The sequence below is a fragment of the Rummeliibacillus sp. NPDC094406 genome (genome assembly GCF_044763875.1).
In the GTDB taxonomy this organism is placed as follows: domain Bacteria; phylum Bacillota; class Bacilli; order Bacillales_A; family Planococcaceae; genus Rummeliibacillus.
In genome coordinates this window covers 573,912-595,241 of sequence record NZ_JBIWGZ010000001.1, presented here as the reverse complement: position 1 = coordinate 595,241, position 21,330 = coordinate 573,912, and the positions used below count along the sequence as shown (strand labels likewise).

At 35.6% G+C, this 21,330-nt stretch carries 16 protein-coding genes; 13 read left to right on the top strand and 3 right to left on the bottom strand.

Annotation, left to right across the window (positions count from 1 at the left end; all coding sequences use genetic code 11):
* Positions 1–545: 545 nt before the first annotated feature.
* From ACIQ4I_RS02825 to ACIQ4I_RS02780, 10 genes are all read left to right on the top strand, one after another.
* Positions 546–1,262 (top strand): (Fe-S)-binding protein, encoded by a 717-nt coding sequence (locus ACIQ4I_RS02825; RefSeq protein ID WP_403092600.1) that lies wholly within the window; start codon positions 546–548, stop codon positions 1,260–1,262.
* 14 nt (positions 1,263–1,276) lie between these two features.
* A complete protein-coding gene (locus tag ACIQ4I_RS02820; protein ID WP_403092599.1) occupies positions 1,277–2,707 on the top strand; it encodes a LutB/LldF family L-lactate oxidation iron-sulfur protein in 1,431 nt (476 codons plus the stop codon).
* Positions 2,704–3,414, top strand: a complete 711-nt coding sequence (locus ACIQ4I_RS02815) for a LutC/YkgG family protein (protein ID WP_403092597.1) — start codon at positions 2,704–2,706, stop codon at positions 3,412–3,414. The genes ACIQ4I_RS02820 and ACIQ4I_RS02815 overlap by 4 nt, the downstream gene beginning before the upstream one ends.
* Positions 3,415–4,215: 801 nt before the next feature.
* Positions 4,216–5,604 (top strand): amino acid permease, encoded by a 1,389-nt coding sequence (locus tag ACIQ4I_RS02810; protein WP_403093351.1) that lies wholly within the window; start codon positions 4,216–4,218, stop codon positions 5,602–5,604.
* A 191-nt stretch (positions 5,605–5,795) separates the two neighbouring features.
* Positions 5,796–6,512 carry a (Fe-S)-binding protein gene (locus ACIQ4I_RS02805; protein WP_403092595.1) on the top strand — a complete coding sequence of 239 codons (717 nt, stop codon included), beginning with the start codon at positions 5,796–5,798 and terminating at the stop codon, positions 6,510–6,512.
* Positions 6,513–6,529: 17 nt separating this feature from the next.
* Positions 6,530–7,966: a LutB/LldF family L-lactate oxidation iron-sulfur protein gene (locus tag ACIQ4I_RS02800; protein ID WP_403092593.1), complete on the top strand. Its 1,437-nt coding sequence runs from the start codon at positions 6,530–6,532 to the stop codon at positions 7,964–7,966.
* Positions 7,963–8,673 carry a LutC/YkgG family protein gene (locus ACIQ4I_RS02795; RefSeq protein ID WP_403092591.1) on the top strand — a complete coding sequence of 237 codons (711 nt, stop codon included), beginning with the start codon at positions 7,963–7,965 and terminating at the stop codon, positions 8,671–8,673. The genes ACIQ4I_RS02800 and ACIQ4I_RS02795 overlap by 4 nt, the downstream gene beginning before the upstream one ends.
* Before the next feature lie 114 nt (positions 8,674–8,787).
* A complete protein-coding gene (locus ACIQ4I_RS02790; RefSeq protein ID WP_403092589.1) occupies positions 8,788–9,177 on the top strand; it encodes a thiol-disulfide oxidoreductase DCC family protein in 390 nt (129 codons plus the stop codon).
* 140 nt (positions 9,178–9,317) lie between these two features.
* The gene (gene acnA, locus ACIQ4I_RS02785) at positions 9,318–12,023 is read left to right on the top strand and encodes an aconitate hydratase AcnA (RefSeq protein WP_403092587.1); all 2,706 of its coding nucleotides are present in this window, start codon (positions 9,318–9,320) and stop codon (positions 12,021–12,023) included.
* A gap of 235 nt (positions 12,024–12,258) precedes the next feature.
* Positions 12,259–14,205: a M14 family zinc carboxypeptidase gene (locus ACIQ4I_RS02780; RefSeq protein WP_403092585.1), complete on the top strand. Its 1,947-nt coding sequence runs from the start codon at positions 12,259–12,261 to the stop codon at positions 14,203–14,205.
* Between the two features lie 152 nt (positions 14,206–14,357).
* Here ACIQ4I_RS02780 and ACIQ4I_RS02775 read toward each other — a convergent pair whose 3' ends face one another.
* Entirely contained in the window at positions 14,358–14,807 is a 450-nt protein-coding gene (locus ACIQ4I_RS02775) for an AraC family transcriptional regulator (RefSeq protein ID WP_403092583.1), read from the bottom strand.
* Positions 14,808–15,280: 473 nt separating this feature from the next.
* Between ACIQ4I_RS02775 and ACIQ4I_RS02770 the strand changes: the two genes are divergently transcribed.
* Positions 15,281–15,706, top strand: coding sequence for an acyl-CoA thioesterase (locus tag ACIQ4I_RS02770; RefSeq protein WP_397538707.1), 426 nt, complete (start codon positions 15,281–15,283; stop codon positions 15,704–15,706).
* Positions 15,707–15,753: 47 nt separating this feature from the next.
* Here the strand turns inward: ACIQ4I_RS02770 and ACIQ4I_RS02765 are convergent, their stop codons facing one another.
* The gene (locus tag ACIQ4I_RS02765; RefSeq protein WP_403092581.1) at positions 15,754–16,041 is read right to left on the bottom strand and encodes a HesB/YadR/YfhF family protein; all 288 of its coding nucleotides are present in this window, start codon (positions 16,039–16,041) and stop codon (positions 15,754–15,756) included.
* Between the two features lie 17 nt (positions 16,042–16,058).
* Complete coding sequence (gene plsY / locus ACIQ4I_RS02760; protein WP_403092580.1) at positions 16,059–16,661, bottom strand: glycerol-3-phosphate 1-O-acyltransferase PlsY; 603 nt, start codon at positions 16,659–16,661, stop codon at positions 16,059–16,061.
* A 246-nt stretch (positions 16,662–16,907) separates the two neighbouring features.
* Between plsY and parE the strand changes: the two genes are divergently transcribed.
* On the top strand, positions 16,908–18,884 hold the full coding sequence (gene parE / locus ACIQ4I_RS02755) for a DNA topoisomerase IV subunit B (protein ID WP_403092578.1): 1,977 nt from the start codon (positions 16,908–16,910) through the stop codon (positions 18,882–18,884).
* Positions 18,881–21,316, top strand: coding sequence for a DNA topoisomerase IV subunit A (gene parC / locus ACIQ4I_RS02750; RefSeq protein WP_403092576.1), 2,436 nt, complete (start codon positions 18,881–18,883; stop codon positions 21,314–21,316). Before parE ends, parC begins: the two co-directional genes overlap by 4 nt.
* Positions 21,317–21,330: the final 14 nt, after the last annotated feature.

The following is a 21,330-nucleotide window of genomic DNA, read 5'->3' as shown; positions in this document are numbered from 1 at the left end:
ATGAATTTTCATCTTTTTTACTTTTTCAGTGATTTCAACATATTGGAAATTGAAGCCAAGCTCGTGGAAAGTGCCGTTTATATCGGAACATCCATATCTGAATATTGAAAAGTTAATTTGTTGTAATGATCACATTTAAAAACCGAAAATAGATTAATGAGAATGATTCATTTAGATATTCCGAGATTGATGCCATTTACGAATGACTGCTACTAATAGAGCGGAAGACAGGCGACTCCTGCGGGAAGAGCAAGCGATTCAAGACCCCGCACGAACGAAGTGAGGAGGAGGCTTGATGCTTGCCCGCGGAAAGCGCCTGTCTGTAGCGGAACAGAACTATCGATTAAATCTATGAAATTAGATTTCTTGATAGTTTTTTTATGTGAATAAAAAGTGAAGGTGAATACCTAACAATATGTAGATGACTAAAACAATTTCCATTTGTAAATAATGAAAACAACTACATGCTTAGTGAACATATTAATTGTTCTTGATTTTTATAAAATTGCATATAGAAACAATTGAATATAAGGAGCTTGGTTCATGTGAAAGTTACATTATTTGTGACATGTGTTGTTGATATTTTTGAAACGGATGTAGGTAAAGCGACTGTAGAATTATTGGAAAGGCTTGGTTGTGAAATTGATTTTCCTAAGAAGCAAGTATGTTGTGGACAACCCTTTCATGCAGCTGGTTATGTAGAAAGATCAAAGCCCATGATTAAAGATATGATCGAAACATTTGAAGACTCCGATGTTGTTGTTACGCCATCTGGTTCTTGTGCATTGATGTTCAAAAAATACCCTGAAATTTTAGATAATGAGCCACATTGGGCGAAACGGGCCACAACCTTAGCACAAAAGACATTTGAGCTGACTGATTTTATCGTTAATGTGTTAAAACTTGAAAACGTTGGAGCAAAGCTAAATGGGGTTGCAACTTATCATACATCTTGCCAAATGACTCGATTGTTAGGTGTGAAGGATTCACCATTTAAATTATTATCAAATGTAGAGGGGCTTCAGCTTAAACCACTTCCATATCGATATAATTGTTGTGGTTTTGGTGGAACGTTTTCTACTAAGATGGCAGAAATATCAGAGCAAATGGTGGATGAAAAGGTAAATTCAGTGATTGAAACGAATGCCGATATTTTAGTTGCTGCAGAAGGCGGTTGTATGATGAACATTGCTGGAAGAATGGAACGTAGAAAAGTTCCGATTAAAGTAATGCATATAGCAGAAGTATTAAATTCTCATTAGGAAGAAGTGTAAAAATGCCTATAAAGATTTCTAACGATCAATTTTTAGATAAAGTAAAAGCAAATTTGCAAGATCAATTTATGAGAAGTTCAATGACTGGGGCACAAGACGGGCTTCGATTGAGTAGGTTAAAAAACATTAAGGAACTAGGTAATTGGGAAGAATGGCGATCTCATGGAGAAGAAATACGAAAACATGTGATTGAAAATTTAGATTATTACTTGCATGAATTGTCTGAAAATGTTGAAAAGCTTGGTGGTTACGTTTTCTTTGCTGAAACTGCAGAAGACGCCAATCGATATATTCAAGATGTAGCAAAGAAAAAGAAAGCTAAAAAGGTTGTTAAATCAAAATCAATGGTAACCGAAGAAATTGGCTTAAATAAGCATCTGGAAGCAATTGGAGTTGAAGTGGTAGAGACAGATTTAGCTGAAGTCATTTTACAAATGGATAATAATGATCCACCTTCACATATCATTACGCCAGCACTTCATAAAAGCAAAGAAGAGATTCGTAAAATTTTTGAGGAGAAACTGAACTATACGAAAACAAGTGATCCAACTGAAATTGCACGTCATGCACGCGATACGAAAAGAAATGATTTTTTTACAGCAGATATAGGGATTACTGGGTGTAACTTTGCTATTGCGGAATCAGGTTCCGTTAGTATTGTTACAAATGAAGGAAATGATCGTTTAACAACAACTATTCCGAGGACGCAAATAACCGTTATGGGTATGGAACGAATAGTTCCAACTTTTGCGGACCTTGAAGTACTTATTACTTTGTTGATTAGAAGTGCTATTGGGCAAAATATTACAAGTTATGTATCGATACTTACTGGGCCAAGGCGTACTGAAGATGTAGATGGACCAGATGAATTTCATCTCGTGATTGTTGATAATGGTCGTTCGAAAATAATAGGAACAGAATTTCAATCTGTGCTTCACTGCATACGATGTGCGGCATGTATTAATGTTTGTCCTGTGTACCGTCATATTGGTGGTCATGCTTATAATTCGATTTATCCTGGACCGATAGGGGTGGTTTTATCACCATTATTGGGTGGATATGAAGATTTTAAAGACCTCCCTTATGCATCTTCATTATGTGGAGCTTGTTCTCAGGCATGTCCAGTTAAAATTCCTTTACATGAATTAATCCATAAACATCGTCAGGTGTTAGTTGAGAAATTAGGTGAAGTACCTATTCAAGAGGAAGTATTGTATAAGACATTTGGATTAGGAGGTTCATCAAATACAATTTATACCACCAGCACAAAAATGATTTCATCTTTTGTGAAAACATTTATTAAAGATAAAAAATTTATCTCAAAAGGTCCTGGTCCATTAAAAGAATGGACATCCAATCGTGAGTTTCAAATGCCTAAAAGTGAAAGATTCCGTGACTGGTTCGACAATCGAGAAGGGGGATTTAAAGAGTGATTCAACAGCGTGAGCCTTTTTTAAATAATATTGCAAAAGCCCTTGGCAGAAATGTTAATACCTCAAGAAAGCCTGAATTAAAATGGAAACACAATCCTCAAGCCTCTACACTAATTGACCTTTCACAGAATGAATTACTTCAATTATTTAAAAGTCAGTGTAATACAATCCATACTGATTATGTTGTATCGAAGGTTGCAGATTTAAAAAATGAATTAAAACATAGAGTCAAATTAAATGGTGGTGGTCCTGTTTCAATTTGGAAGGATGAACGATTTGTTGAATTTGGTCTCCAATCTTTGATACTAGATGAGTGGCCCTCTTCAAATGTAGTAGTAAACGAATGGAATCCTGATATTGGTGCCGCTAATATAGCTCAAGCTGAACGATCGAATGTGGGAATCACTTTTAGTGATATGACACTTGCTGAAACTGGAACAGTCGTATTATTTTCAAGTTCGGGCAAAGGTAGATCTGTTAGCGTCCTTCCAAAATCGTATATTGCTATCATTCCACAAAGTACAATTGTCCCCAGAATGACACAAGCAGCGCAATTTATATCACAACAAGTAAAAAATAGCGAAGGAATTCCTGCTTGTATTAACTTTATTTCAGGACCTAGTAATTCAGCTGATATTGAAATGAATCCAATTATTGGTGTTCATGGGCCCATTAAAGCAACTTATATTATCATATCTGATAGATAATACCCCAGATTCTATAGGGGTATTTGGTTGCAGAATGGTCTCGGTTAAAGTCCTAATAATTGAGAATGAGAAAAGAAGGGGAAAGGCTCTTCTCTTTATTATTAGTATAATACGTAACCATTAGTGATTAAATCGAATACAAACAGAGTCCTAAACAGCTATCTTTGTTGAAATGGAAATTGCGATGACTCCTGAGAGAAAGTAAGTAAGATAAAGCCCACATGCTGCAAAAATTTTCTGCAACGAGTAACCGTATGAGCAATCTTTTTCTTCTGACGAAACGATGGCAAAGAAAAAGTCTCCACTGTCAAGGAATTCAACGCTCACCAGTTAAAATTGAAGCTAACTCCACATCATGTAGAAAGTGTCATATTTGAACGGAAATCAACAGATTCAAAACCTAAAAGTGCAAATCCAATGACATGGATTTGCACTAATTTTACTTCGGATATACATTTTTGAAAATAAAAAGTATTAACTTTTTTAAAAAAAGTACTAAATTTCTAAAAATTCATTGCATTTCAGACAATTATGAATTATATTTCTAATATATTTATTTTGTAAATTCGACAACAAAATACTATTTTGCTCGAAAGTGTACTATTTTACTTGCTGACGAAGGGGTGTAATATAGAACATTTAAATTTATAAAATAAAATGATAGCGTTTTCAAAGGGGATGAAGAGAATGACAGTACATCATGAGGAACAAAATGTTGTTATTAAACAACATGAACAAAGTATTGTTGAACAGCAAGAACAACAGCATTTACAACGGAAATTAAAATCCCGTCATTTAACGATGATTTCAATCGGAGGAGCAATTGGAACCGGTTTATTTCTTAGTAGTGGAACTGCAATTCATACGGCTGGTCCAGGTGGTGCATTACTAGCATATGCTATAGTTGGAGCAATGGTCTACTTTGTTATGACTAGTTTAGGAGAGATGGCAGCTTTTATGCCAACAAGTGGCTCATTTAGTACATATGCGTCTAAATTTGTGGATCCTGCATTCGGTTTTGCCATTGGATGGACTTATTGGTTTAACTGGGCAATGACAATTGCAGCTGAATTGACCGCATCTACGATGATTATGAAATTTTGGTTTCCAGATAGCCCTTCCTGGTTATGGAGTGGTGCATTCTTAACGATTATTTTCCTTCTAAACTATTTATCGGTAAAGGGGTATGGAGAAGGAGAATATTGGCTTTCTTTAATAAAAGTAAGTGCAATTGTTATTTTTATTGTTGTAGGTATTCTTATGATTTTCGGTATTATGGGTGGTGAAGCAGTTGGCTTTAAAAACTTCACAGTTGGTGATGCACCTTTTCCAACCGGTATGATGGGAGTATTCATTGTATTTATCGCAGCAGGATTTTCTTTCCAAGGAACTGAAATTGTTGGTGTTGCAGCTGGGGAAAGTGAAGATCCAGCCAAAAATGTACCAAAAGCTGTGAATAGTGTGTTTTGGAGAATTCTACTATTTTATGTTTTGGCGATTTTTGTTATCGGACTTCTAATTCCGTATACAAATCCAAATTTACAAAATGATAGTGTAATGGTTAGTCCGTTTACTCTAATTTTGAAAAAGGCAGGAATTGCATTTGCTGCCTCACTTATGAATGCAGTTATTTTAACAGCTGTATTATCAGCAGGTAATTCTAGTGTTTATGCATCCACTCGTATGCTATTCTCTATGGCTCGAGAAGGACAAGCTCCAAGAATATTTGCAAAATTGAATAAACGTGGTGTACCTATTGCTAGTATGATTTTCACGTGTGCTATTGGTGGCCTTGCCTTTTTAGCTTCATTCTTTGGCGATGGTACAGTTTATCTTTGGTTGATGAATGCTATAGGAATTACAGGATTTATCTTCTGGTTAGGTATTTCTGTCAGTCATTATCGTTTCCGTAAAGCATTTTTGGCACAAGGTCATTCTTTAGATGAATTACCATATCGTGCAAAATGGTATCCGATTGGACCAATTTTTGCAATCGCATGTGGCATTATCGTAATATTAGCTCAAAATTTCCAAGCGTTTCTTGCTGATAATGTGGATTGGGGCAGTGTTGTAGCCGCATACTTGGGTATTCCACTATTCATAATTTTACTGATTGGTTATAAAATATTTAGGAAAACGAAATTAGTTAAATTAGAAGAAGTTGATTTTGACTTTGATAAAAAAGTATAGTTGAAAAGCTATGTATCAAAAATTAAAAGGAAGTGTGACCATAAGTTGTCGCACTTTCTTTTTGTATTCAATAATAAGTACAAATAGTGTAATTAAAATAGTTTGAAAATATAGAATTTTGAGTGTAGTATAAAAACTATCTAGTTAGTCATCTGATGACCTAACTTTCTTTTATTGAGGGGGATTTATGAATGAAGGTTTCATTATTTGCAACATGTATTGTGGATATGTTTCAAACAGATGTAGGTAAAGCGACAGTTGAACTATTAGAAAGATTGGGTTGTGAAGTTATTTTTCCAAAAGGCCAAGTTTGTTGTGGTCAACCTGCTTATAACTCAGGTTATGTAAGAGACGCAAAAGAACCTATGAAAAAAATGATTGAAGCGTTTGAGGATGCTGAAGTGATAGTAGCACCATCTGGTTCTTGTGCGTTTATGTTCAAAGAATATCCAAAAGTGTTTAAAGAGGATCCAATTTATTTTGAAAAAGCGAAAAAAGTTGCATCCAAAACATACGAATTAACGGATTTTATCGTCAATGTACTAAAAATTGAGGATGTAGGTGCGAAATTAGAGGGGAAAGCTACATACCATCCATCATGCCATATGACTAGACTTTTAGGCGTATCTGAGTCACCCAAAAAATTATTAAGTCATGTGGAAGGTCTTCAATTGATTGATTTGCCAAATAGCTATAATTGTTGTGGCTTTGGTGGAACGTTCTCTGTGAAAATGGGCAATATTTCCGAACAAATGGTAGATGAAAAAGTAGATAGTACATTACAAACTGGGGCAGATTACTTAATAGGAGCAGACGGTGGCTGTTTGATGAACATTGGAGGCCGTATGCAAAGACGTGGTGAAAATGTCAAAGTAATGCATATTGCAGAAGTACTGAATCACCATTAGGGAAGGTAGGGAATTGAATGTCTATTCAATTTAATAATCATAAATTTAAAGATAACGTCGAAGATAATTTAAGCAATTCATTTATGAGAGGGTCAGTAGTTTCTGCTCAAGATCGTCTTCGTGCAGGTCGTATTGCCGCTGCAGAAGAATTAGGTGATTGGGAAGAGTGGCGTTCGCATGGAGAAGAAATTCGTCAACATGTATTAAATCATTTAGATTATTACTTAAATGAATTAGCTGAAAACGTTGAAAAAGCTGGCGGACATGTATTTTTTGCAAAAACAGCAAAAGATGCGACAGATTATATTCAAGAAGTCGTGAAGAAAAAGAAAGCAAAGAAAATCGTTAAATCAAAATCAATGGTAACCGAAGAAATCAGTTTAAATGAAGCATTGGAAGAAACAGGATGTACAGTTGTGGAAACTGACTTAGGTGAGTATATATTGCAAATTGATAATCACGATAAACCTTCACATATTGTCGCACCGGCATTACATAAAAATGCCCATCAAGTGAAAGATGTGTTTGTTGATAAATTAGGATATAATCCAGAAAATTCAGCTGAAGCTGGTGATTTAGCAAGACATGTTCGTACTACATTGCGCAATGAATTCCTAACAGCGGATGTTGGGATTACGGGATGTAATTTTGCCATAACGGAATCAGGTTCTATCAGTCTTGTGACGAATGAAGGAAATGCGGGGCTGGTTACAACAATTCCAAAAACTCAAATTACAGTCATGGGGATGGAAAGACTAGTACCAACATTTGAAGAACTAGAAGTTTTAGTGAATATGCTAACAAGAAGTGCAGTTGGCCAAAAATTGCCAAGCTATGTCAATGTTATTACAGGACCACGTAAACCCGGAGAAACAGATGGACCTGAGGATTTTCATTTAGTTATTGTCGATAATGGTCGTTCAAGTATTTTAGGTACAGATTTCCAATCTATTCTACAATGTATTCGTTGCGGTGCCTGTGTCAATGTATGCCCAGTATACCGGCATATAGGTGGACATTCTTATAATTCTATCTATTCAGGACCTATTGGCGCTGTTTTAACGCCATTACTAGCCGGTTATGATGAATTCAAAGAGTTGCCATACGCATCATCTTTATGTGGAGCGTGTTCAGAAGCATGTCCAGTAAAGATTCCATTACATGAATTGCTATTAACACATCGTGAACGAATCGTTGAAAAGGAAGGAAAGGCACCCGTTTCCGAAGCCATGCTGATGAAAGCATTTAGCCTAGGTGGATCATCAAGCTCAATATACGCAACTGGAGCTAAGATCGCTTCACGCTTTGTAGCACCCCTTTCGAAAAACGGAAAAATTTCAAAAGGACCTGGACCATTAAAAGAATGGACTAAAGTTCGTGATTTCCCAGCACCTAAAAAAGAACGCTTTAGAGATTGGTTCAAGGAACATGAAAAGGGAAGTGACAACAAATGATTCAACACCGTGAAGAATTTTTAGAAACAATCGGGATGTCTTTAGGTCGTGCTGTAAATACAACAGATAAACCACAACGTAATTGGAAATACGCACCACAGAAAAAAGGCTATCAAGGATTATCACAAGACGATTTGTTAGAAATTCTTGAAAAGCAGTGTCAAAACATTCATACAGATGTAGTAAAAACGACTGTTGAAGAATTACCACAAGCATTAGAACAAGTAGTAGAAAACTATGGTGGTGGACCAATTTCAATGTGGCAAGATCCACGCTTTAATCAATACAAGCTAAAATCATTGTATGAAGAAATATGGCCAAGAAAAGGATATGAAATCTCACAATGGAAGGAAGAATTAGGAGAAAAAAATATTGAAAATGCGGAAAAAGCTAATATTGGGCTAACTTTTTCTGAGTATGCGCTAGCAGAATCAGGAACTGTTGTGCTTTTTTCTGATAAGGAACAGGGTAAATCTGTTGGTCTTTTACCTAATAGTTTTATCGCTATTGTCAAAAAAAGCACGATTGTACCTCGTATGACACAAGTAGCACAAATATTAAACAAACGTGTAGAATCAGGTGAAACATTACCATCAGCAATTGATTTCGTATCTGGTCCGAGTAACTCGGCTGATATTGAGATGAAATTAGTTGTTGGAGTACATGGCCCAATTCATGCAACATATATTATCTTGATAGATGAATAATTTAGCTGAAAAAAGCCCAGCCTAAGCTGGGTATTTTTATTGATAATAATTTCAATTCTCTGTACCATTAAGAGAAATTGGCGTTTCTTCTATTATAAAATAAAGGAGGATGTTATGAATTCGATTCTTTTCTATGATGGTGACTGTGGATTTTGCCAAAAGTCGGTGCAATTTGTACTAAGACATGAAAAGAAACCGATTTTTAAATTTGCACCACTACAAGGAGAAGTCGCAGCAAAGTTATTACCAGCAAATATAACTCAAAACTTAGATTCGGTTGTTGTTTATCAGGATGGAAAAATGTTAACAGAATCGAATGCGATTCTATTTATTACAAAAAATTTAAACTTTCCTTTTTTGTTCTTTTTTATTTTTAAAATAATTCCTTCACCCATCCGTGATTATTTTTACCGAATAATATCCAAAAATCGTTATAAATTTACGAATTCAGGTAAGATATGTAAAATTCCTGATGAAAATGTGCGAAAACGTTTTCTAAATTAGAGGTCATAATTTTTTCTTATCACAAAGCATAAAATTAATGTTATTTACTTATGTATCTTTTTCGATTATTATTGGTTTTGGAGAAAAGATGCTCAATTAAAAAGCCTTTTCATTAGTTTATTTAGAGGGGGAACCGAACAATGGCAAACAACAACTTGCATAATAGTCGTTCTTCATTCGAAGTTAACGGTAAAACTTATAACTTTTATCGTTTAGCTGCGATCGAAGAAGCTGGCATCGCACAAGTTTCACGCCTTCCTTATTCAATCAAAGTATTATTAGAATCAGTATTACGTCAATATGACGGCTACGTAATCAAAGAAGATCACGTAGACAACTTAGCTAAATGGGGTAAAGATGCAGACGCAAACGCTGAAGTACCTTTCAAACCATCTCGCGTAGTACTACAAGATTTCACTGGTGTACCAGTAGTAGTTGACTTAACATCTCTACGTACAGCTATGAAAGAAATGGGCGGCGACGCTAACGAAATCAACCCTGCAATTCCAGTTGATTTAGTAATTGACCACTCAGTACAAGTTGATAAATACGGTAACTCATCTGCACTACAAGCAAATATGGATCTTGAATTCGAACGTAACGCAGAACGTTATAACTTCTTAAAATGGGCACAAACTGCTTACGATAACTTCCGTGCTGTTCCACCAGCAACTGGTATCGTACACCAAGTTAACCTAGAATACCTAGCTCCAGTAGTTCACGTGAACGAAAATGCTGACGGTACATTCGAAACATTCCCAGACTCAGTAGTTGGTACTGACTCTCATACAACTATGATCAACGGTATCGGTGTTCTTGGTTGGGGCGTTGGTGGTATCGAAGCTGAAGCTGGTATGTTAGGTCAACCTTCATACTTCCCAATTCCAGAAGTTATCGGTGTTAAACTTACTGGTAAACTTCCAAGTGGCACAACAGCTACTGACTTAGCTCTTAAAGTTACTCAAGAGTTACGTAAAAAAGGTGTTGTAGGTAAATTCGTTGAGTTCTTCGGACCTGGCGTACCTGCACTTCCATTGGCTGACCGTGCAACAATCTCTAACATGGCTCCTGAATATGGCGCAACTTGTGGTTACTTTGCAATTGATGAAGAATCACTTAACTACATGCGTTTAACTGGTCGTGAAGAAGAACATATCAAAGTTGTAGAATCATACTTGAAATCAAACAACATGTTCTTTGACCCAGAATTAGAACCAACTTACACTGATGTAGTAGAAATCGACTTAAACGATATCGAACCAAACCTTTCTGGTCCTAAACGTCCACAAGATTTGATTCCACTTTCTAACATGAAAAATCGCTACCACGAAGTAGTAGTTGCTCCAGCTGGTGTTCAAGGCTTCGGTTTAACTGAAGATGAATTCACAAAAACAGCAACAGCTAAATTTGCTGAAGGCGATGTAGAAATTCCAGCAGGTGCTGTTGGTATTGCTGCAATCACTTCATGTACAAATACATCAAACCCATACGTTTTAATCGCTGCAGGTCTTGTTGCGAAAAAAGCGATTGAAAAAGGCTTAACAGTTCCTAAATGGGTTAAAACTTCATTGGCTCCAGGATCTAAAGTTGTTACTGGCTACTTACAAGACTCTGGTTTACAACAATACCTTGATACTCTTGGTTTCAATACTGTAGGTTACGGCTGTACTACATGTATCGGTAACTCAGGTCCATTACTACCTGAAATTGAAGAAGCAATCAAATCTAACGATTTATTCGTAACTTCAGTACTTTCTGGTAACCGTAACTTCGAAGGTCGTGTACACCCATTAGTAAAAGCTAACTACTTAGCTTCACCACCATTGGTTGTTGCTTATGCATTAGCTGGTACTGTAGATGTTGACCTACGTAAAGATTCATTCGGTAAAGACAAAGACGGCAAAGATGTATTCTTCGATGATATCTGGCCAACAACTGAAGAAGTTAACGCAGTACTTTCAAAAGTTGTTACTCGTGAATTATTCCAAAAAGAATATGAAACAGTATTCAACGCTAACGAAAAATGGAATGAAATTGAAACTTCAACTGATTCATTATATGAATTTGATGATAAATCAACTTACATTCAAAACCCACCATTCTTCCAAAACTTATCTGCTAAACCAGAAGATATTCAAGAACTTGCTGGCTTACGCGTGTTAGCTAAGTTTGGTGACTCAATTACAACTGACCACATCTCTCCTGCAGGTGCAATCGGTAAAGATACTCCTGCTGGTAAATACTTACGTGAAAACGGTGTAGAACCACGTAACTTCAACTCTTACGGTTCTCGTCGTGGTAACCACGAAGTTATGATGCGTGGTACATTCGCTAACATCCGTATCCGTAACCAAATCGCTCCAGGTACAGAAGGTGGCTTCACTACTTACTGGCCAACAGGCGATGTTGAATACATCTATGATGCAGCAATGAAATATGCTGAAAACAACACTGGTTTAGTAGTACTTGGTGGTAAAGATTACGGTATGGGTTCTTCACGTGACTGGGCAGCTAAAGGTACTAACCTTCTAGGTGTTAAAACAGTTATCACTGAATCATACGAACGTATCCACCGTTCTAACTTAGTAATGATGGGTGTTCTTCCTTTACAATTTGTAGATGGCGATAACGCTGAATCACTAGGCCTTACTGGTGAAGAAACATTTGCAGTAAAAATCGGTGAAGGTGTTAAACCTCGCGATATCTTAACTGTAACTGCAACTGCTAAAGATGGTTCTACAAAAGAATTCAAAGCACTTGCTCGTTTCGACTCAGAAGTAGAAGTAGATTACTACCGTAACGGCGGTATCCTACAAATGGTATTACGTAATAAATTAGCAAAATAAGTTCGTTGTAAAATGAACATTTTCATACATGTGCACAAGTAAATTGTGCACATGTTTTTTTTATTGTTTTTATTACCGAACTTGAGCGAAAAATGCTGAATCCTGCGGATAGTGTCTATTAGTAAAGATACGGATAAATATAACAATATTGTTAACAAAACCTTGTCAAAACAAACCAAAGTACTATTTTTTATGATATATTTATACTAGATAATAAACGAGGTGTTAAAAAATAATGGGAATACAAAAGAAAATTAAGCGCTCGCTTGTCTATTCAGCGGGATTTTTGCTGTCGATGAGTTTACTATCCGCTGAAGCATTTGCGGCTGAATTAAGTGAACAAAGCAGTGCAGTTAAAGTAACAAAACATGGTTTAGAAAACAGTTCAGAAGGAGTTAACAGTCAGACTAATGATACAACTTCATCTGAAAGTGGAAGTGAAAATCAGAGTATTGGAAATTTCGCTAAAATAAGCTCAGATGCAGAGCTATTTACACCGGAATCGTTACAACCAACAAATTTGAAACTACCAGCAGATGATCATGCATATTATGTAACAAAATCTTCAAATGAGGACTATTTTGAAATCCTTATAGGGGAAAATACATATTGGATTAAAGCAGAAAACTTAATTGCTTCGCCTGAAAATCCATCAGAAATAACTCAGAAACGAAATCTGATCATCACCACTAAAAGCAACTTTAACATTTACTCCGAAAACGATAACAATTCGAAAATTCTTGTCGAAGGAACAAAAGAAACGACTTTCAAAGTTGTTGATGTAGTGCAAGATTATTATGTAGTATCAATGGCTGGAGTAAGAGGATACATTCCTATTAGCGATGTAAATATCGACTACAAGAAAAACAGCAATGTAGAGGTTGCGACAAGCTCAGTTAAAATGTATAAAATCGATGGTAGTAAGTATAAAGCGATGGGTTCATTAGATAATGGAGCAGTAGTAAAAGTAGCTAAATCAACAGCTAAATATCATATTATTCAAGTTGGAAGTCAAACATATGCAATCCTCAAAAAAGGTACAATCCCTACAGAAAATCCTGCATCGCTTGGAACATTAATGAAATCCACTTATCCTATCACACTAACAGTAAGTAAAACAAACTCTATTTATACTTCTAAAGGCACCAAGATGGGGACAATCAATAAAGGACAAGTAGTAAGCTTAAAAGGTTTAAAAGGTAATAAAGGAATCATTAATTATATGGGGAAATCAGGCTATGTAGATCTTAAATACTTTAACCATTCCAATATAGTTAACCCAACAAAGAACATTACCTACGGGATGTACAACTATTATCTTCGTGTCTTTGCACAGCTATACCCTGAATTCACTGAAATCGAAAAGATTGGAGAATCCGTACAAGGACGTTCTATTTATGCATTACGTGTAGGGAATGGAAAGAAAGAAATCTTAATGGATGCTGCTATACATGCGCGGGAACATATGACAACGAATGTCCTAATGGAAATGATAGATCAGTATACTGTTTCTTATCGAAAAGGAACAAATTATGCGGGATATAATGTGAAACGTGTTTTAGATAAAACAAGTATTTGGTTTGTACCAATGATGAATCCTGATGGAGTTACATTAGTCCAAAAAGGCATTGGCTCGATGGATAGTAAATATAAAGCGAGTCTCAAAAAATATAATCATGGAAGCAATAATTTTAATCGTTGGAAGGCAAATGGACGAGGCGTTGACTTAAACCGCAATTTTGATGGATTATGGAAATATGTAGCCACAACACCTAAGTCTTATATGAATTATAAAGGAACAAGTGCATTCTCAGAACCGGAGGCACAAGCATTAAAAGCTTTTGTACAACGTCATAAATTTAAAACTGATTTATCTTACCACTCATCTGGACAAATTGTATATTGGTATAATTTCCAAAAAGGATCTAATCGTACAAGAGATTTAAATTTAGCTAAAAGTGTTGCGAGAATTACAGGCTATTCAGTTGTACCTCCTTTACCATATAGAGGATCTGGATCATCTGCTGATTGGTTTATATTAAATCAAAAGAAACCAGGTTTAACCATCGAAATAGCTCCTTACGCGGGATATGGACCAGTACCACATCGATACTGGAATAGTGTATGGAACAAAAACAAATCAATCGGTTTATTCGGTGCAAATGAAGCAAGTAAAAGATAACCTGTTGTAAAAACCTCTATAGTGAGAGCTTTAATCAAAAAGTTTGAAAAATCACCCCTTTAGTTTTTATTGGGGGTGATTTTTTTTAGATATCAGTCCTCAAAATCATCTCTACTAAATTTAACAAAAGATGGTAAGTTTCTCTGTTTCTATTACTTAATGGGAAATAATATCTCACATAAATGATTATCAATCATTTGTGAAGTGTATCTTTCTACAATTGGCTGTTCTCTTATTAATAGATTATTTTTTTCTATTTCAATAAAAATATTACTCCAAAATTCACTGATTGCCTCTTTTGTATGATCAAGCAAGAAAACAGCATATTTTCCACCATAAAATTTACCATCTTGAGCTGGTTTTGCTACATTAAAATCTTTATCTATAATAACGCAAACATCATAACGACATTTCTCTTTAGGAGTAACCTCAGGGTTATCCTGTGGTATACCTAAAATTGTAGAATTATCAAATACACCATTCAACTGCGCCCAATTTTTAAACGACCCCATTAGTTCTCTGTTTTGCTTTTCACCATACTCTCCAAGGTTTCGGAAATAAGCAATCCTTGATTCAGGTAATTCTTCAATAGATATTATCATGTTTTATTCCTCCTTTCTTAGATAAGGTAATTCGATTTAAAATGTTTTTCAAGCTCTTTTTTAAAAGAATGTATTTGAGTCAATTTCAAAATGCAAAATTCAATAAATATACGAACATTTTTAATATCCACTTTTTATTCATTGTGGAGCGAAAGACGGCGACTCCTACGGGAAAAGCAAGCGAATCAAGACCCCGCACGAACGAAGTGAGGAGGAGGCTTGATGCTTGCCCGTGGAAAGCGCCGTCTGTAGCGGAACAACAATATCTGAATATTGTAAGTTAAAATGTTGAAATGTTCGTATTTAAAAATTGATTCATTAAAGAGATTAATAACATTTTTATTAATATTTATTCCAAAATTACATCAAAGATTTTCAAATTGTAAAAAAAATGAGGGGTTTTTGGTTGAAACGATGATCGAAATAAGATTTTTTGAAGAAATTTCGATATACTAATGAATGAGGTGACAGAAATGTTTGTAAGTGAAAAAGAAATCGAAATTCGTTATGCAGAAACAGATCAAATGGGCGTAGTTTATCACGCGAATTATGTTATATGGATGGAAGTAGGAAGAACACAACTTATTCATGATCTTGGATTTTCAGTAACAAAATTTGAAGCGGATGGTTATGTTTCTCCTGTTATGAATGTAAATGTAAGCTATAAAGCCGCTTTACGTTATGGTGAAAAAGCAATTATTCGCACTTGGGTAAAATCACAAGATCGATTACGTACGGTTTATGCCTATGAAATTTTACATACAGATGGCACAGTTGCTGCAACTGCAACATCTGAACATATTGTAGTAAAAAAGGAAAACTTCCGTCCAGTGGCGTTTAATCATGTAGATGAAGTATGGTATAACAAGTATAAAGAAATCGCTGAGATTCAAAAATAAAAAACAAAAAGCATGCTAATAACTCTAGCATGCTTTTTGTATGTATTTTATTTATAATCATAGCTAAGTTCATCTAATTCTTGATCGAAGTCTACATATAAATCATGATCATTAAAAAACCATACGTCGTCTTCTTCGATAAAGAAAGTTACACCTTCATTTTTTGCTATGACAGTAGGATTCATAGGCTCATCTTTACTCATGCCAAGTGAAAATCCTTCATGGAAAGGGTTAGAGCCTCCATATCGTACATAAAAGCGAATTGTGTCGCCTGGTTGTACTTCCATTTCATTTGAAAACCATTGTAAAGCTTGATTAGTTATCACAATATTCATGAGAACACTCCTTTTAACTATAACCAAGTTATTTTTGGCTCTGTACCGTGTTTAATACGTGAAATATTTGTGCGATGACGATAGAATATAAAGACTACTATAATCGTTATGATGATTAAGAGTAAATACTCTTTTTCTAAAATAGCATAGATAAGTGCATAAATGAAAGCAACAACTGCTGCAAACATGGAAGCTAGACTTACCATTTTGTATACTTTTAAGCAAAGTAAAAAAGCTAAAACTAATAAAACGAAAATTGGCCAATGGTAACCAAGTAAAATACCTGCTGAGGTTGCAACAGCTTTACCTCCTCGGAAGCCAGCAAAGATTGGATACATATGGCCGAATACTGCAACGACACCAGCAATAAGAGGATGTACACCACTATTAGCAAAGACAGCAATTGTTGGTATTAGGGTAGCAACCGTCCCTTTTAAAATATCCATTAGGGTTACAGCTATTCCAGCTTTTTTACCAAGTACACGAAATGTGTTTGTTGCACCCAAATTGCCACTACCGTGCTTTCGGATATCTGTTTTATAAAATATTTGGCCAATCCATAGCCCGGAAGGAATCGATCCAATTAAATAGGCTATAACCAAAACAAGAATCATATCCATAAAAAACTCCCTCTTACTTTTTAGTAGTTGGTACTATTATATTGTACTAATAGTTTATCACGAAGTCAGTAGAATACACAATCATCAACTTTATTCGCTTTTTAATCATATTCTTATTTTCCTTTCAATTCAACGTTTGATACAATAAATGCTGTATGTATATAAATGCAAGAAGTTGACAGTTCCAATGATTGTGTTTAATATGAATAAAAGTAGAACGGGTGTTTGTATTTAGGGGGAATTTTTTTGACAAGTAAACAGACAATCACGTCTTACAATGAAGATGATATTCAAGTATTAGAAGGATTAGAAGCCGTTAGAAAACGTCCTGGTATGTATATTGGTTCAACTGATAGTAGAGGTTTGCATCACCTCGTATATGAAATCGTTGACAATGCTGTGGATGAGGTTTTAGCAGGATTCGGTTCTCATATCATTGTAAAGATTCAAGCTGATCAAAGTATTAGCGTGCGTGACTATGGACGAGGTATGCCTACAGGTATGCACAAAACAGGTAAACCAACTCCAGAAGTAATTTTCACCATTTTACATGCAGGTGGGAAATTTGGACAGGGTGGCTACAAAACAAGCGGTGGTTTACATGGTGTGGGTGCATCAGTAGTAAATGCACTATCAACATGGTTAGAAGTTGTAATTCATCGTGATGGGAAAAAGTATCGTATGCGTTTCGAAAATGGTGGTAAACCCGTTACCACTTTAGAGGAAATAGGTAAAACGAAAGAAACTGGTACACTTATTCACTTCAAACCTGATGAAACGATATTCTCTACTACAAAATATAATTTCGATACATTAGCAGAACGTTTGCGTGAATCTGCATTTTTACTCAAAAACTTAAAAATCGAGTTAATCGAAGAGGCAACAGAACGTCATGAAGTTTATCATTATGAAAACGGGATTGAAGCGTTTGTATCCTATTTAAACGAGGAAAAAGATGTTTTACATCCAGTTAAATATGTTGAAGGAACACAAGATGAAATTGAAGTAGAATTTGCTTTTCAGTTCAACGATGGCTATTCAGAAACAATCCTATCATTTGTTAATAACGTAAGAACACGCGATGGTGGTACTCATGAAACGGGTGCGAAAGCTGCGATGACTCGCGTTTTTAATGAATACGCTCGTAAAATTGGACTGTTAAAAGAAAAAGATAAAAACTTGGACGGCTCTGATATTCGAGAAGGCCTTGCTGCAATTATTTCTGTTCGTATACCTGAACACTTATTGCAATTTGAAGGACAAACCAAAGGAAAGCTTGGTACATCTGAAGCTAGAAGTTCAGTTGATGGAGTAGTATCTCAGCAATTGATGTATATCTTAGAAGAAAATGCTGAACTTAGTTCATCGCTTGTGCGCAAAGCTATTCGAGCACAACAAGTTCGTGAAGCAGCTCGAAAAGCAAGAGAAGATGCGCGAAATGGTAAAAAATCTAAAAAGCAAAGCACCATTTTATCTGGTAAGTTGACACCTGCTCAATCAAAGAATGCTTCGAAAAATGAATTATATCTAGTCGAAGGTGATTCTGCTGGTGGTTCTGCTAAGCAAGGGCGTGACCGTACTTTCCAAGCTATCTTGCCACTACGAGGTAAAGTGATCAATACTGAAAAAGCAAAATTGCAAGATATAATGAAAAACGAAGAAATTTCAACTATTATTCATGCAGTTGGTGCAGGCGTTGGTTCTGATTTTAATGTTGAAGATGCTGCGTATGATAAAGTCATTATCATGACGGATGCTGATACCGATGGAGCACATATTCAAGTACTGTTGTTAACATTCTTCTTCCGATATATGAGACCACTTGTAGAAGCGGGGAAAGTGTATATAGCGCTACCACCACTTTATAAAGTATCAAAAGGTACAGGTCGTAAAGAAGTCGTAGAATATGCTTGGACTGAAAAAGATCTTCAACAAGCGATTAACAAAATTGGTAAGGGCTATATTTTACAACGCTATAAAGGTCTTGGTGAAATGAATGCCGAACAACTTTGGGAAACAACGATGAATCCAGAAACACGTACATTGGTACGCGTTAAAATCAATGATGTAGAACGCGCAGAAAAAGGTGTTGCTACTTTGATGGGGGACAAGGTTGAACCACGTCGTAAATGGATTGAATCGCATGTTGATTTCGGACTTGAGGAAGACGATAACATTTTAGAAAGTGAATTTATACAACAAGAGGAGGAAGAGCTTAAATGACACAATCAGAGAAATATCAAGACTTGCCTTTAGAAGAAGTCATTGGTGATCGTTTTGGTCGATATAGTAAATATATTATTCAAGACCGTGCTCTTCCAGATGCAAGAGATGGACTTAAACCAGTACAAAGACGTATTTTATATGCGATGTTCATGGAAGGAAACACACATGATAAACCATTCCGTAAATCTGCAAAAACAGTAGGGAATGTAATTGGCAACTATCATCCGCATGGTGATAGTTCTGTTTATGAGGCAATGGTACGTATGAGTCAAGACTGGAAGGCTCGCCATATGCTGATTGAAATGCATGGTAACAATGGTTCTGTAGATGGTGATCCACCAGCCGCTATGCGTTACACAGAAGCACGTTTATCTACTATTTCTGCTGAAATGCTTCGTGACATTCAAAAAGACACAGTCGATCTCGTACCAAACTTTGATGACCAAGATATGGAACCTACTGTGTTACCTTCACGCTTTCCAAACTTACTAGTAAACGGTTCAACTGGGATTTCTGCAGGTTATGCTACAGATATTCCGCCTCATAATTTAGAGGAAGTATTAGAGGCTGTTCTTATGCGTTTGAAGAACCCGAAAGCTACAATAGATGAGTTAATGACAGAAATTAAAGGCCCAGATTTCCCTACGGGTGGTATTATTCAAGGAATCGAAGGTATAAAAAAAGCATATGAAACAGGTAGAGGCAAAATTATCGTTCGAGCAAAAGCAGAAATCGAACAATTAAAAGGTTCAAAAGAGCAAATTGTCATTACTGAAATACCATACGAAGTGAATAAGGCTAATCTTGTTAAGAAAATGGACGAAATGCGCCTAGACAAGCGATTAGAAGGAATTGCAGAAGTTCGTGATGAATCCGATCGTACAGGTTTACGAATTGTTGTTGAACTCAAGAAAGATATTAGTGGCGAACCTATTTTGAAATATTTATTAAAAAATACAGACCTGCAAGTCACTTATAATTTCAATATGATCGCAATTTATAATCGCCGTCCTACGATGATGAGCTTACCACTTCTTTTAGATGCCTACATAGCGCATCAAAAAGAAATTGTAACTAGACGTTCTCGATTTGAATTGAAAAAGGCAAAAGATCGTTTACATATTGTTGAAGGATTGATGAAGGCTTTATCTATTTTAGACGAAGTCATTGCAACAATTCGTGCTTCAAAAGATAAAAAAGATGCGAAAAACAATTTACAACAAAAATTTGCCTTTACGGAAATACAAGCCGAAGCGATTGTTTCATTACAGCTTTATCGATTAACAAATACGGATATTACAGAATTACGTGAAGAACAAGCAGAGCTTGATAAGAAAATAGTAGAATTAGAAAGCATTTTAGGTAGTGATGCAAAATTAATAAAAGTATTACAAAAGGAATTACAAGATGTGAAAAAACGTTTTGCTGAGTCAAGACGTTCTATAATTCAAGATGAAATTGAAGACATCAAAGTAGATATGGAAGTATTAATTCCAAGTGAAGATGTAGTTGTTACAGTTACAAAAGATGGCTATATCAAACGAACAAGTATTCGTTCATACAATGCATCAAACGGTAAGGATTTTGAAATGAAAGAATCTGATCATTTATTGTATGAATCGAATCTTAATACACAGCAGCATGTATTATTATTCACAGACAAGGGCCACTATATTTTCCAACCAGTGCATGAACTACCAGACATCCGCTGGAAGGACTTAGGCCAACATATTTCAAGTATTGTGCCGTTAGATTCTGATGAAAATATAATTAATGCTTGCGGAGTTACTGATTTTAATGCAAATAAATATGTATTAACAATTACAAAAAATGGTCAAATCAAACGTACTGCTTTAGCTGAGTTCCTTGTACAACGGTATACAAAACCATTAAAAATGATGAATATTAAAAAAGAAGATGTCGTTATTTTTGCGGATATTGTGGAACCAACCATTGAAGTATTACTAACATCTCATTGTAGTTATTCAATACGTTTTAAATTAGATGAAGTGCAAGATACAGGTATTAAAACTGCTGGTGTAAAAGCAATGAATCTAAAAGACGACGACTACATTCAAGCTGCCAATGCAATTCCGGAACATCATAAAGGAAAAGTAATGGTTGTCACACATCGTGGAGCAGTGAAGAAAATGGCTTTAGATGAAGTAGAAACTGGAAATCGTGCTTTGCGAGGAGTGCTTACCCTTCATGAATTGAAGAAAAATCCACACCGTATTTTTGCTGTCGTTTATGTAGAAAAAGGTGAAGGTATTCAAATCACCACTGAAAAGGGCGTAACAGAAGAATTACGGGAAGATCAATATCGATTAGCAGATCGATTCTCTAATGGTTCATATGCTGTTGATGTTGATACAGATGGTGCTATTGTCTATGTGCAAAAACTTCCTGCAATTGAAATTGAAAATTAATTTAATTAATTAGG